Here is a 12,322-nt window from a genome sequence, read left to right as displayed (position 1 = left end):
ACGTTACCAGGATCACGTTTGCCGCAGGCGGGCAGGGTCAGGGTGCGGACAGGAGTGCTGTCTCGGAGCGGACGGGCGATCGGATGACCGTCCGCGAGCCCCCCGCGGCGTAGGCTGGTTCCATGACCTCCGCCCCCGTCCAGCGGCCCGCCGTGTGCGTGGTGGGAACCGTGCCCGGCGAGGGTGTGCAGGGGCGTCGGATCGGGATCGTCGACCTCGACCGTGAAGGTCGGGAGTTCGACCGGATCGACCTCGCCGAGGAGGCCCTGCCCGACCATATCCGTGACCGTGAGAACGGGGCCGGGGGAGAGCAGAAGGAAGCGCGCCCGCGCTGGGTCTTCAGCGACACCCCGAAGTGGTATCCGCCGCTGCTGGCCGCCGGAGTGAGCATCGAGCGCTGCCATGATCTGCGACTGACTCATGCGGTCATCGCCCGCTCCGAACTCGTCACCGCGCCCGAGGCGCTGCGCGCTGCCGCCGACTGGGACGCCGCGCCCGCCGATGCCACCGCAGCCGACCACGCGGCCGCTCTCTTCGACGTCGACGCCGGTCGCGGATTCATCCCACAGGTTCCACACGATCTCGAGGCGGCCCTGGCCGAATACGCCCGGCAGACCACGGCGATCGAGAACGCGAGCGATCCAGGACGGCTGCGTCTGCTGTTGGCCGCGGAATCGGCGGGTGGGCTCGTCGCCGCAGAGATGCGCTCAGCCGGTGTGCCCTGGGACGAAGCCGAACACGACCGGATCCTCACCGAACTGCTCGGGCCCCGGCCGATTCGCGACGGGAAGCCTCAGAAGATGCTGGCCAAGGCCGAAGAGGTGCGGGCAGCCCTCGACGATCCGCGGGCCAACCTCGATTCGCCGAACCGCTTGCTCGCAGCCTTGCGCAATGCGGGAATCAACGTCGCCTCGACCTCGAAATGGGAACTGCGGACGAGCGAGCATCCGGCGATCGCGCCCCTGCTCGAGTACAAGAAGATGGCCCGACTTCTGTCGGCCAACGGCTGGCATTGGTGTGATGAATGGGTCGACGAGGGCCGCTACCGGCCGGTCTATGTGCCCGGCGGAGTCGTCACCGGGCGCTGGGCGGCCAGCGGGGGAGGAGCCCTGCAGATTCCGCGGCAGCTGCGCCCGGCGCTGCGTGCCGACAAAGGGTGGCGGCTCGTCTCCGCCGATGTCGCCCAGCTCGAACCCCGTGCGCTCGCCGCAATGTCCGGAGACCGGGCGATGGCCGCGGCCGGATTCGGCCGCGACCTCTACTCCGGGCTCGTCGACGCCGGCGTCGTGTCCACTCGGCACGAGGCGAAGATCGCCGTCCTCGGCGCGATGTACGGGTCGACGACGGGCGAGGCCGGAGCCTTGGTGCCGCGCCTGCGGCAGAACTTCCCCGCAGCCATGCACCTCGTCGACTCCGCCGCCGAGGCGGGACGAGCGGGTGGAGTCGTGTCCACCTGGTTGGGCCGGACCTCCCCGCCGCCTGGCGAGCGGTGGCAGAGACTGCAACGGGAGGCGAACCGCTTCGACGCCACCGTTGCCGATGAGCAGAGGGCGCGGCGAGCCGCTGGTGACCAGGGACGATTCACCCGCAACTTCGTCGTTCAGGGCACCGCGGCCGAATGGGCGCTGGCGTGGCTGGCCGACCTGCGGCTGCGCCTGGCCGAGCTGCCGGAGATCGGTGCGGCAGCGGACGGTGGGGCGGGCACCCGCCCGGCCGCTGCCTCGGGGCCGGTCTTCTCCCGCCGTGCCCACCTCGTCTTCTTCCTCCACGACGAGGTCATCGTCCATGCCCCGGCGCAGCAGGCCGATGAGGCGGCGCAAGCGATCAGGGCGGCAGCCGCCTCGGCGGGTCGATTGCTCTTCGGAGATGCCCCTGTCGACTTCCCCCTCGATCTGAGCATCGGTGAGCGGGCGCTCAAGGACTGACAGCGCCCTTGTTCAGCGTCGTCGGCCCGATGCTCTGCCGGGAATCAGTCGGGCCGAGTTGAGGATGAACGCGGTCTCGCTGCCGACGTGGATGAAGGCAGCGGCGACGGGGCTGAGCAGGCCGAAGGCCGCAAGACCCATGCCGATGAGGTCGATCGCGATCGTTCCGACGAAATTGACCATGACGATGCGACGGGCCCGGCGGGCGACGCTGACCGTGTGGACGAGATCGCTGAGGTCGGAGCTGATGAGCACGACGTCGGCCGATTCGCGGGCGAGGTCGGTGCCCGACCCCATCGCGATGCCGACATCCGCGCGGGCGAGTGCCGGGGCGTCGTTGACACCGTCGCCGACCATCGTGATCGAGCGCCCGGCGGTACGTTCGGCATCGACAGCCGCGAGCTTCTCCTCAGGAAGGAGTCCCGCCCTGACATCGTCGATGCCGATGTGTGCGGCGACGGCGCGAGCCGTCTCTGGACGGTCGCCGGTGATCATCATCGTCCGCAGTCCCATCCGTGACAGCTGTGCGACGGCGTCGACCGCGGACTCTCGGATCGCATCGGCGATGAAGATCGTGCCGGCATAGGCGCCATCGACGGAGACATGGATCTCTGTCGTCGTGGGATCGTCGGCTGAGGCACCGGTCGGCGCATCGGGGACGAGTCTGGTGCTGCCGACGGAGACCGTGTGCCCGTCGACGATCGCCGTCACGCCGTGGCCGGGTCGGTAGGCGAAGTCCTCCGCGGATGCGGGTGTGAGTCCGTGATCGAGTGCATGGGCGACAATGGCCTTGCCAAGCGGATGTTCGGAATACGACTCGGCGGTGGCCGCGAGTGAGAGGACCGTCTCGACGTCGAAACGGAGTATCGCGTCGCTGTCCGGGACGCTGATGCTGACAACAGCCGGCGCCCCTGTGGTCAGAGTGCCGGTCTTGTCGAAGACGACGGTGTCGATCGACGACAGCGCCTCGAGGTGAGCCCCGTCCTTGACGAACGCCCCGGAACGGGCGATCCGGGCGATTGCGGCGAGGACCGCCAGAGGTGTGCCGGCGGCGATTCCGCAGGCGCCGGCGACCACGACCACGGAGATCGTCGCGGTGAGGTCGCGAGTGAAGAGGTAGGTGACAACCGCTCCGATGAGTGCGAAGCCGACCAGCCAGGCCGCCAGCCGGTCGGCCAGGCGCTGGGCCGGGGGTTCGGACGACTGAGCCTCCTCGACGGCCGAGATGATGCGCCCGATCGAGGACTCGGCGCCGACGCGTTCCGCGCGGACGTCGAGAGCACCGACCTGATTGACAGACCCGGCGAAGACCTCATCGCCGGTGGTGACGTCGACGGGCAGAGGTTCGCCGGTGATGCGGGACTGGTCGAGTGACGAGGTGCCGAGCAGGATCCGACCGTCGACGGGGACGCGTTCGCCGGGAACGATGACGACGGTGTCGCCGACGACCACCTCGGCGAGGGGCACGGCGAGGACGGATCCGCTCCTGCGGACCTGCACGATTTCCGGCAGGAACGACATGAGATCGGTGAGGGCATCGCGGCCGCGGTCCATCGACAGATCCTCGAGGATCTCGGCCGCGAGGACGAACGCGGTGATGACCAGGGCTGTCGTCCATTCGCCGATCGCAGCGGCCGCGACGATCGCGATGAGCATCGACGCCTCCATGCTCATCCGGCGGTGGATGACATCCTCGACGGCCTCGACGGCGATCGGCCAGCAGCCGAGGACGATGCCGACGACCGCGATGACGGGCACGGCCGGCCATGGCCCGGTGACGCCGAGGGCGACCGCGACGGCGCAGGCGGCTACGGCGAGGGTTCGGGCGAGATCCCCGCGATCGATGCGGGAGAGCAGTTCCATGCCGGGGGCGGGCGAATCGGTGGGCGTCGAAGCTCGGCTGTGGGTGCTCACTGGTCGCCTCCGCTGACCTCCGCCGTCGTCGAGGGCGGCACGTCGGCGGTCACCGTGCCGTCGGCTGCGCGATGGTGGGCGGGCGCGCCGGAGACGACGTGCTGAGCCTGGAACACCGCATGGGCGACGAGTTCGCGGGCGTGTTCGTCGATGAGGGTGTAGAACGCGCGGTTGCCTTCGGGGCGGGCAGCGACGATCCTGCCCCAGCGGAGCTTGGCGAGATGCTGGGACACGACCGTCGGGGACTTTCCGACCGCCTCGGCGAGGTCATTGACCGACTTCTCGCCGTCGCGCAGCGCAAGGATGATCCGCACTCGGGTGGCATCGGAGAGGAGGGTGAATACCTCGGCGGCGAGATCGGCGAACTGGCTCTCCCCATCGAATGTGCACTTCTTAGTATCTGCGTACATGCTTAGATAGTAAGGTGATCGTCGGCGAGACGGCAAGAGGCGCGAAGGATAAGTCCATGTGATTGGAATAGACTGCGAGCCGCAGGAGCTGGACGATGTGGCCCAGCAACGGACACGGAATCCAAGGAGATCACATGAGCATCAGCGCCAAGGCGCTGCAGAAGACCGCGCCGGATCAGCCGTTCCGGGTGGCCACGATCGAGCGCCGGGATCCCCGACCCGATGACGTCGTCATCGACATCAGGGCCGCAGGCATCTGCCACAGCGACATCCACACCATCCGCAATGAATGGGGCGAGGCACACTTCCCGCTCACCGTCGGCCACGAGATCGCCGGTGTCGTCGAGGCCGTGGGCTCAGATGTCACGGCGTGGAAGGTCGGCGACCGCGTCGGCGTGGGCTGCATGGTGGATTCGTGCGGCGAATGCGAGGAATGCGCGGCCGGGCAGGAGCAGAACTGCCTCAACGGCAGCGTCGGCACCTACAATTCCACCGACGTCGACGGCACGATCACCCAGGGCGGTTACGCGCAGAAGGTCGTCGTCAGCGAACGCTTCGTCTGCCGCCTCCCCGAGGCACTCGACTTCGACGTCGCGGCCCCGCTGCTGTGCGCGGGCATCACCACGTATGCGCCGCTCAACCGCTGGGGTGCCGGTGAGCTGAAGAACGGCGCTCCGAAGCAGGTCGCTGTGCTCGGACTCGGCGGGCTCGGCCATATGGGCGTGCAGATCGCCGCGGCCATGGGCGCGCAGGTGACCGTGCTCTCGCGCACGCTGAAGAAGGAAGCCGCGTCGCTCGAACTCGGTGCGCAGCGGATGCTCGCGACCACCGAGGAGAATTTCTTCTCCGACCACGCCGGCGAGTTCGACCTCATCCTCAACACGATCAGCGCCGACATTCCCGTCAACCGCTACCTGCGTCTGCTGAAGCCGCGCGGGGTCATGGCTGTCGTGGGACTGCCGCCCGAGAAGCAGGAGTTCTCGTTCGGCGCCGTTATCGGCGGGGCCAAGGCGATCGCCGGATCGAACATCGGCGGCATCGCCGAGACTCAGGAGATGCTCGACTTCTGCGCCGAACATGGCATAGCCGCGAAGATCGAGACGATACCCGTCACCGAGGCGGACGCCGCCTACGACCGAGTCGTGGCCGGAGATGTGGTCTTTCGCGTCGTCATCGACACCGCGAGCTTCGACGCGGTCGAAGCCGTCTAGTCGGCTAAGGGGGAACGATCGGCCAGGGGGAACGATGACGGGCGCGAGGCGCAGGCTGCGGACGGTGCCCTTGGCGCTGCTCATCCTCTACACCGTGTTCATCGGCCTCGTCACGCTCACCCCGAATCAGCTGGACACGGGGCCCGGCTCGTTCATCGCGGGCCTGCTCGAGCTCCTCGCCTCCCACCGTGTCACGGCGTGGATCGACTACGACCTGCTTGAGAAGCTCGCGAATATCGGAATGTTCGTCCCCTTCGGCCTGCTCGTGGCCCTCCAGTGCGGCCGCAGCCGCTGGTGGGTCGGCTGGGTCGCGGGCATCGCGTTCACCTGCCTCATCGAGGGCACCCAGGCGACCCTGCTCTCACCCACGCGTTTCGCCACGATCAGCGACCTGGTGACGAACGGCCTCGGTGCCGGGATCGGTGCGGTGGCCGGGCTCATCGTCATGACCATCTGGCCGCCCGAACGCCACGATGTCGCCGTCGACCACGAGGTCCGGTGAGAGCCGCTCAGTCGTCCTCGGACTCGGCGAGTGCCGCGATGCACAGGCCGAGCGCCTCGGTGACCTTCGTCCGCGTGTCCGCGTCGAGCGGTGACTCCATGCGGGCGGTGACCGTCTCGACCCTGGAGGCCGCCTGGTCGAGCAGCTCAGCGCCGGCCGGGGTGAGGCGTGTGGGCAGGACGCGGCCGGATTCGGCCTTCGCCGGACGGGTGATGAGCTCGCGTTCCTGCAGTCCGCGCAGCAGAGTGTTCATCGTCTGCCGGGTGACGAAGGCACCGCGCGCGAGCTCGGAATTCGACGCTCCCGGTCGTCTGCGCAGCTGCTCGAGGCAGTTGTACTGCGGGGTGGTCAGCTCCAGCGGTCTGAGCGTTTCGTCCATTGTCGAACGCAGCGTCGATTGCAGACGTTTGAGCTGATAGCCGAGCAGCGACTCGAGGCTGTCCTCACCAGCGATGTTCTCAGCATTCTTCTCTTGACCCATGTAAGTATTCTGACATAGTGTGATGAGTGTCAGGATACTGACATCAAAAGAACATGGGGTCCGCGTCAGGTGGCGGGGTCCAGGCAGAGAAGGAGTGCATCATGAACGCGTCGATCAGCGCTGAGTCGGCCGATCCGGAGTCGGTCGGGGTGGAAGCAGGCACCGCACGGCCGGTTGGCTCAGTGAGCGGTCCGGATTTCATCGCCGTCCAGGTGCGTGACGTGGAGGCGGCCGCGGAGTTCTACGAATCGCAGCTCGGGCTCACCCGGGCCCCGGGCGCACCTCCCGGAGCGGTCGTGTTCACGACCTCGCCGATCCCCTTCGCCGTGCGCGAACCGCTGCCCGGCGTCGATCTCGACTCCGGAGACCGCCCGGGCAACGGGGTGGCACTGTGGCTGAGGTGCGATGATGCGCAGGCACTGCATGATTACCTCGCCGAGGCGGGGGTGGAGATCCTTCGTGCGCCGGCTCCCAGTCCCTTCGGGCTGACCTTCACGATCGCCGATCCCGACGGCTATGCGGTGACCCTGCACGACGCGGGGTGAAGTCAGCTCAGTGAGGCGACGATCTTCGCGATCCGTCGCTCGCGGGTCTCCTCGGCCTTCGCCGAGGTCACCTGTCGCACATGCTCCTTGCGCTTCGACGGAGCGAGCGCATCGAAATCCGCGCGGACATCGGCGGCGGCGAGAGCCTCGGCGAGGGAATCGGGAACCGGGGTCTCCCGGTTCGAGGTGTCGTGAGTCAGCGTCACCGCGTGGGTCTCACCGCCGGCTACGCCGATCTTCTCCCGGTGCTCCTTGGCCAGCGGAAGCAGGTACTTCCCGCCCATCACCGCGGTCGTCGACGGATAGGAATAGCCCGCGATCGTGACGATGACCGGCACCCGTCTGCCCACGCCGAAGCCGAGGACGATGTCCTCGGGAACCTCGATGCCGACATTGTTGCCCAGGGCGAGAAGTTCGGTGGTGAACGTGACCATGGGGCCTCCTCGGTGAGTGGACGTTCACGCCCGAGCGTAGGCCGATCAGTCCTCGTCGACAAGGTCGGAAGTCGATTCGGCGGTCGAGAAGGTCGGCCACCAGCAGCGCACCCGCTTGGCGTAGTCGCGGTATTCGTCGCCGAAGCGCTCGATCAGGTCGGCCTCCTCGTGGGGGCGGATGAGCCAATTCCACAGCAGTGAGCCGATGAGTGCGTACACGATGACGAGCCACGAACCGATGAGCAGGCCCATCGCCATCCCCTGGACGACGCCGGCGATGGCCATCGGGTTGCGGACGAAGGCGTAGGGTCCGCGGGCGACGAGGTGATGGGCCATCTGCGAGGGCAGGGGAGTGCCGGAGCCGAAGTTCGCGATCGCGCGGGCCGACCAGACTCCGATGACGCTGGAGACGGCGAGCAGGGCGAAGCCGACGACGATCAGGAGGATCGGGAATTTGTAGGCGAGGTTCCACCGGTCTTCGAAGGAATTGATGATGACCGGGATGATGATGAGGAAGACGCCCCAGAAGACGACGATCTGAATGGTCGTGTGCATCAGCAGCCGCGACCGGATGCGGGTATGCGAACTGTGGAACGCGAAGGGTCCGACCAGGAGCTTCTCGGATGGGATGCGTCCGACGATCATGAGCATGCCGGCGAGGAGGCTGCCGAGTGCGGCGAGGACCATGAGGACGGCGCCGAGTCCCGCCTCGGTGGTGGCGGTGGCATAGATGACCATGCCCAGCGCCACGAGCACGGTCCACGCGGTGGCGATCCACACCGCCCAACGGAAGTTGAGCGCGGCCAGGGCGGAGCCGATGACGAAGAGCGGAATGTCGACGATCGCGATGAGCAGCGGATTGATGCTGCCGAGCGTCGCGGCCGCCACACCGGGAATCATCGCGGTGCCCAGCCACCAGGCCGCTCCGGCGAGGGCCTGGAGGGCGAAGTACATGCGGCCGTGGAAGATGCGCAGTCGCTTCTTCGGTTTGTTCACTTCGGTGAGATGTCGATTCATGTGTGCACCGTCCCGCGGATGCAGATGGACGTGGCGCCGCCCACCCAGATCTCGTCGTCCTCGGCCGTGATGGAGACGACTCCGGAACGGCCGAGAGCGGTTCCCTGGGTCGCGGTATAGCTGTTTGGGGCCAGATTCCCACCGATGAGCCATTGGGCCACGGAGGCGTTGAGGCTGCCCGTCACCGGATCCTCGGCGGCTCCGACTCCGGGCACGAAGGCGCGGATCTCGTATTCGTGCGTCGAGGCGGCCGGATGAGCGCCGAGGACGCCGAGCTTCGCTTCGGGGATCGCCGAGAAGTCGGGGGTCAGAGCGAGCACCTGTTCGGCGCTGGCCAGTCGCACGGCTGCCCAGCCGGGTCCGTTGTCGGCCCACTGGTGGTCGAGGATCTCGGCGCGATCGACGCCGAGGGCTGTTGCGATCCGGTCGACGTAGGCATCGTCGAGCGGACCCGACCGGAGTCGATCTGGGGCGGCGAAAGCGAGGGCCTCGGAGGGCGCGTCGGTTGCCGCGGTCGGGGAATCGGCGGTCTGGTCGGTCGGGTCGCCTCGGTGAGGGGATCTGCGGATGTCGACGAGTCCGGCACCGCATTCCTGGACGATGCGATCGTCGTGCTTCGGGGCGCCGCCGGCGTCGAGCCAGGCCGCGGCCGAACCGAGGGTGGGGTGGCCGGCGAAAGGCAGCTCGCGATGCGGGGTGAAGATGCGCAGGCGGTAGTCGGCGGCGGGATCCTCGGGAGGGAGGACGAAGGTGGTTTCGGACAGGTTCGTCCAGTTCGCGATGCGGGCCATCTGCGTCTCATCGAGGCCATCGGCATCGACGATGACCGCGACGGGGTTGCCCTTGAAGGGCACGGCAGAGAAGACATCGACCTGGGCGAATCGGCGGTGCTGTGACAATGACACTCCTTCGCAAGAGGCGGACCACGCTGCGAGCGGGGGACTGCGCGGGCGCTTCTCACAGTGTAAAGGCCCAGGCCGGAGCGTCGGTGGATTGGCCCGCGGCGGCGCGGGGAGTGTCAGATCAGGGGCTGGGGCGCGGTCGACTCGGTCCGGCCGGTGATTGCATAATGAGGCATGCTCTCCGATGACACTGCGCGGAGTCGAGGTCTCCGCATCGGAATGCTCGGCGGCGGGTTCATGGGCCGCGTCCACAGCCGAGCCGCACGGTCGGCCGGAGCCGCGCTCGATACTGTCGCTTCGTCTCGACCGGAGAGATCGGCTCAGGCGGCGGCCGAGCTGGGTTTCGAGACCGCCGCGTCCGCCGACGACCTATTGGCGCGGTCCTTCGACGCCGTGCACATCTGCACTCCCAACGACGTTCACGCGGCCCAGTCCCTGCGGGCCCTGGATGCGGGGTCGAACATCATCTGCGAGAAGCCCTTGGCCACAGATTCTCATGATGCGCGTGCCGTGGCGGCCCGTGCCGCCGAGGTGGGGCTGCGTGGGACCGTGCCGTTCGTCTACCGGTACCACCCGATGGTGCGCGAAGCCCGCGCACGATTCCGCGAGGGGCAGGCGGGGACGCTGCTGACCGTCGACGCCGGATACCTGCAGGACTGGCTGCTCGGCTCGGGAGATGAGAACTGGCGCGTCGATTCCGATCAGGGCGGCCCCTCGCGAGCGTTCGCCGATATCGGCTCCCACCTCGTCGACCTCATCGAGTTCATCGTCGACGACCGGATTTCGTCTCTGGTGGCGACGACGAGGACCGTTCACCCCCGCCGAGGCGGCACCGCAGTGACCACGGAGGACACCGTGGCCGTGACGATCGAGTTCTCCGGCGGTGCCATCGGCTCGCTGTTGGTGTCCCAGTTGGCTCCCGGGCGCAAGAACGGGCTGACCGTGGAGATCGCCGGCACCGAGGCGAGCATGCGCTTCGAGCAGGAGCGGCCCGAGCAGCTGTGGTTCGGTCGGCGCACTGACAGTCGACTCCTCGTTCGCGATCCCGATTCCCTGTCAGCCGATGCCGCCCGCCTGTGCATGGTTCCGGCCGGACATCCCCAGGGATATCAGGATGCCTTCAACGCCTTCGTCGCGGACTCCTATGCCCACTTCGCCGGCGAACGGCCCGAAGGGCTGCCGACGCTTCGCGACGGGTTGCGCGCCGTGCTCGTGACGGAGGCCGTGCTGCGGTCGGTGCGGGAACGTTCGTGGGTCGATGTCGAGTCTCTCACTGTCGATGAGGCCTGACCTCCCGAATCGCTGAGGAGGTCCTGAGGGTCCTGTTCAGGCGCGGTTCGTAGACTGGGCCGCTATGGACTTCAAGCAGGCAACGGCGACGTGGTGGGACGCCATCACCTCGGGCTTCGGACGGCAGGACGGACTCGAGCTCGACGTCCTCGGGCTCGTCCTCGTCATCGGGGTTCCCGTGGTCGTGACCTTGACGCCGGGGATCTGGAGGTTCTTCGGACTGTTCGTGACCTTCGTCCACGAACTCGGTCACGCCTTCGCCGCTCTGATGACGGGTCGCGTGGTCAAGGGGATCTCGCTGAACTTCGACCATTCGGGGCAGATGAACTCCTTCGGTCGAGTCGGTTTCTCCGCCACCTGGGCGGGATTCTGGGGATATCCGGCACCTGGCGTGCTCGGACTCGTCCTGACCACCTCGGCGGTCTTCGGTTGGGCTCCCTTGGCGCTGTCGGTGGGGGCGCTGATCCTGTTGGTCGCGCTCATCTTCATCCGGAATCTCGCGGGTGCGGTCATCGCCGTGATCACGGCGATCGCGGCACAGCTCGTCGTCGTGTTCCTGCCTCTGGAATGGATCTCGATCTTCGTTGCGGCGCTCGGAACTGCGTTGACGATAGGTTCGCTCAAGGACCTCGTCAAGGTCATCCGCGTCCACACCCGCAGGCGCCATGTGCAGCAGTCCGATGCCTTCATCCTCGCCCAGGGTTCGTCGCTGCCCGCCGGTGCCTGGCTGACGCTGTTTGCGCTGGTCATCATCGTCTGTGCCCTCGCCACCGCAAGGGTTCTGTCTACGGCAGTGTCGGTCGGCGCGGTGTGACCGTGGCTGTTTCGGACCCCTTGCTTCGGGGGGGGGGGGGGGCGGGGCGGTCAGTTGGCGCGGATGTCGTACGTAGGACCGTAAGGCGGTGCGGATGCCCGTGATTCCACGTCAGTGCCAGGTGGCAGAATCGGGGTATGGCTCCACTTCCGAAATTCTCCGCTGTCCTCTTCGACTGTGACGGAGTCCTCGTCGACTCCGAGAGCATCACGAACAGCGTCCTCCATCAGATGCTGCGCGAACTCGGCTGGCAGCTGAGCGCCGACGAGTGCATTTCGCGATTCGTCGGCAAGATGCTCCGCGACGAGGCCGATGTCATCGAGGAGCACACCGGATTCCGCATCGACGTGGAGTGGATGACCGAGTTCCGGCGGCGCCGCAATGCCCAGCTCGCGGCCTCCCTTCAAGCGATTCCGGGGGCCGTCGATGCCGTTCACCGCATCGCCGAGATATATCCGGGCAGGATCGCCTGCGCTTCGGGGGCGGATCGTCCGAAGATCGAGTTGCAGCTGCGAAAGATCGGCCTCTTCGATGCCTTCGACGGTCGGATCTTCTCCGGCATGGAGCAGCCGAACTCGAAGCCTGCCCCCGACGTCTATCTCGCTGCGACTGATTCCTTGGGCATCGACCCCGCCGAGGCGGCTGTGATCGAAGACTCTCCCACCGGAGTGATCGCCGGCGCTGCGGCCGGATCCCGTGTGCTCGGGTTCTGCCCGGATTCTCCGGTTCATCAGAGCGCGGAAACGCTGTTGGCGGCGGGTGCTGCCGAGACCTTCAGTGCGATGGAGCAGCTGCCTGGACGGCTGACCGAGTAGGTCCGTGTCCTGCCGATCGGGCAGACGATGGAACTGCCGAGTGACGTGGTCAGTGACTAGCC

The 12,322-nt window shown here is 67.4% G+C and carries 13 protein-coding genes; 7 read left to right on the top strand and 6 right to left on the bottom strand.

All coding sequences use genetic code 11. The features are described from left to right. The first annotated feature begins 122 nt into the window (after window positions 1-122). Window positions 123-1,925, top strand: coding sequence for a bifunctional 3'-5' exonuclease/DNA polymerase (locus tag BLU88_RS02350; RefSeq protein WP_092009676.1), 1,803 nt, complete (start codon window positions 123-125; stop codon window positions 1,923-1,925). Window positions 1,926-1,937: 12 nt separating this feature from the next. Here BLU88_RS02350 and BLU88_RS02345 read toward each other — a convergent pair whose 3' ends face one another. Further along, complete coding sequence (locus BLU88_RS02345) at window positions 1,938-3,839, bottom strand: heavy metal translocating P-type ATPase (protein WP_197678179.1); 1,902 nt, start codon at window positions 3,837-3,839, stop codon at window positions 1,938-1,940. Beyond that, the gene (locus BLU88_RS02340) at window positions 3,836-4,249 is read right to left on the bottom strand and encodes an ArsR/SmtB family transcription factor (protein WP_092009674.1); all 414 of its coding nucleotides are present in this window, start codon (window positions 4,247-4,249) and stop codon (window positions 3,836-3,838) included. The genes BLU88_RS02345 and BLU88_RS02340 overlap by 4 nt, the downstream gene beginning before the upstream one ends. Before the next feature lie 134 nt (window positions 4,250-4,383). On the opposite strand from BLU88_RS02340, the gene BLU88_RS02335 reads away from it, so the two are divergent. Then, complete coding sequence (locus BLU88_RS02335; RefSeq protein WP_092009672.1) at window positions 4,384-5,460, top strand: NAD(P)-dependent alcohol dehydrogenase; 1,077 nt, start codon at window positions 4,384-4,386, stop codon at window positions 5,458-5,460. Window positions 5,461-5,494: 34 nt separating this feature from the next. Then, entirely contained in the window at window positions 5,495-5,962 is a 468-nt protein-coding gene (locus tag BLU88_RS02330) for a VanZ family protein (protein WP_231939536.1), read from the top strand. 7 nt (window positions 5,963-5,969) lie between these two features. Here the strand turns inward: BLU88_RS02330 and BLU88_RS02325 are convergent, their stop codons facing one another. Next, window positions 5,970-6,443: a MarR family winged helix-turn-helix transcriptional regulator gene (locus BLU88_RS02325; RefSeq protein ID WP_092009670.1), complete on the bottom strand. Its 474-nt coding sequence runs from the start codon at window positions 6,441-6,443 to the stop codon at window positions 5,970-5,972. Between the two features lie 101 nt (window positions 6,444-6,544). Here BLU88_RS02325 and BLU88_RS02320 point away from each other — a divergent pair, with 101 nt between their 5' ends. Continuing rightward, window positions 6,545-6,988 (top strand): VOC family protein, encoded by a 444-nt coding sequence (locus BLU88_RS02320; RefSeq protein ID WP_092009668.1) that lies wholly within the window; start codon window positions 6,545-6,547, stop codon window positions 6,986-6,988. Window positions 6,989-6,990: 2 nt separating this feature from the next. Here the strand turns inward: BLU88_RS02320 and BLU88_RS02315 are convergent, their stop codons facing one another. The 3 genes from BLU88_RS02315 to BLU88_RS02305 are packed head-to-tail and all read right to left on the bottom strand — an operon-like array spanning window position 6,991 to window position 9,338. Continuing rightward, window positions 6,991-7,422 (bottom strand): YdeI/OmpD-associated family protein, encoded by a 432-nt coding sequence (locus tag BLU88_RS02315; RefSeq protein ID WP_092009666.1) that lies wholly within the window; start codon window positions 7,420-7,422, stop codon window positions 6,991-6,993. Window positions 7,423-7,467: 45 nt separating this feature from the next. Beyond that, entirely contained in the window at window positions 7,468-8,439 is a 972-nt protein-coding gene (locus tag BLU88_RS02310; RefSeq protein WP_092009664.1) for a methyltransferase family protein, read from the bottom strand. Then, window positions 8,436-9,338, bottom strand: a complete 903-nt coding sequence (locus BLU88_RS02305; protein WP_092009662.1) for a PhzF family phenazine biosynthesis protein — start codon at window positions 9,336-9,338, stop codon at window positions 8,436-8,438. The genes BLU88_RS02310 and BLU88_RS02305 overlap by 4 nt, the downstream gene beginning before the upstream one ends. 177 nt (window positions 9,339-9,515) lie before the next feature. Between BLU88_RS02305 and BLU88_RS02300 the strand changes: the two genes are divergently transcribed. The 3 genes from BLU88_RS02300 (at window position 9,516) to BLU88_RS02290 (ending at window position 12,260) form a co-directional block, all read left to right on the top strand. After that, on the top strand, window positions 9,516-10,631 hold the full coding sequence (locus tag BLU88_RS02300; protein WP_092009660.1) for a Gfo/Idh/MocA family protein: 1,116 nt from the start codon (window positions 9,516-9,518) through the stop codon (window positions 10,629-10,631). Window positions 10,632-10,695: 64 nt separating this feature from the next. Further along, window positions 10,696-11,445, top strand: coding sequence for a M50 family metallopeptidase (locus BLU88_RS02295; protein ID WP_092009658.1), 750 nt, complete (start codon window positions 10,696-10,698; stop codon window positions 11,443-11,445). A 137-nt stretch (window positions 11,446-11,582) separates the two neighbouring features. After that, window positions 11,583-12,260, top strand: coding sequence for an HAD family hydrolase (locus tag BLU88_RS02290; RefSeq protein WP_092009656.1), 678 nt, complete (start codon window positions 11,583-11,585; stop codon window positions 12,258-12,260). Window positions 12,261-12,322: the final 62 nt, after the last annotated feature.

This window comes from Brevibacterium siliguriense (assembly GCF_900105315.1).
GTDB classification, from domain to species: domain Bacteria; phylum Actinomycetota; class Actinomycetes; order Actinomycetales; family Brevibacteriaceae; genus Brevibacterium; species Brevibacterium siliguriense.
Note: the sequence above shows the minus strand (reverse complement) of the source record. Positions and strands in the feature narration are given on the sequence as shown.

Bases quoted from the DNA above. Each gene is read 5' to 3' on its own strand.
- BLU88_RS02350 (WP_092009676.1), top strand. From the start codon at position 123: ATGACCTCCGCCCCCGTCCAGCGGCCCGCCGTGTGCGTGGTGGGAACC.
- BLU88_RS02340 (WP_092009674.1), bottom strand. From the start codon at position 4,249: ATGTACGCAGATACTAAGAAGTGCACATTCGATGGGGAGAGCCAGTTC.
- BLU88_RS02335 (WP_092009672.1), top strand. From the start codon at position 4,384: ATGAGCATCAGCGCCAAGGCGCTGCAGAAGACCGCGCCGGATCAGCCG.
- BLU88_RS02330 (WP_231939536.1), top strand. From the start codon at position 5,495: ATGACGGGCGCGAGGCGCAGGCTGCGGACGGTGCCCTTGGCGCTGCTC.
- BLU88_RS02325 (WP_092009670.1), bottom strand. From the start codon at position 6,443: ATGGGTCAAGAGAAGAATGCTGAGAACATCGCTGGTGAGGACAGCCTC.
- BLU88_RS02320 (WP_092009668.1), top strand. From the start codon at position 6,545: ATGAACGCGTCGATCAGCGCTGAGTCGGCCGATCCGGAGTCGGTCGGG.
- BLU88_RS02315 (WP_092009666.1), bottom strand. From the start codon at position 7,422: ATGGTCACGTTCACCACCGAACTTCTCGCCCTGGGCAACAATGTCGGC.
- BLU88_RS02310 (WP_092009664.1), bottom strand. From the start codon at position 8,439: ATGAATCGACATCTCACCGAAGTGAACAAACCGAAGAAGCGACTGCGC.
- BLU88_RS02300 (WP_092009660.1), top strand. From the start codon at position 9,516: ATGCTCTCCGATGACACTGCGCGGAGTCGAGGTCTCCGCATCGGAATG.
- BLU88_RS02295 (WP_092009658.1), top strand. From the start codon at position 10,696: ATGGACTTCAAGCAGGCAACGGCGACGTGGTGGGACGCCATCACCTCG.
- BLU88_RS02290 (WP_092009656.1), top strand. From the start codon at position 11,583: ATGGCTCCACTTCCGAAATTCTCCGCTGTCCTCTTCGACTGTGACGGA.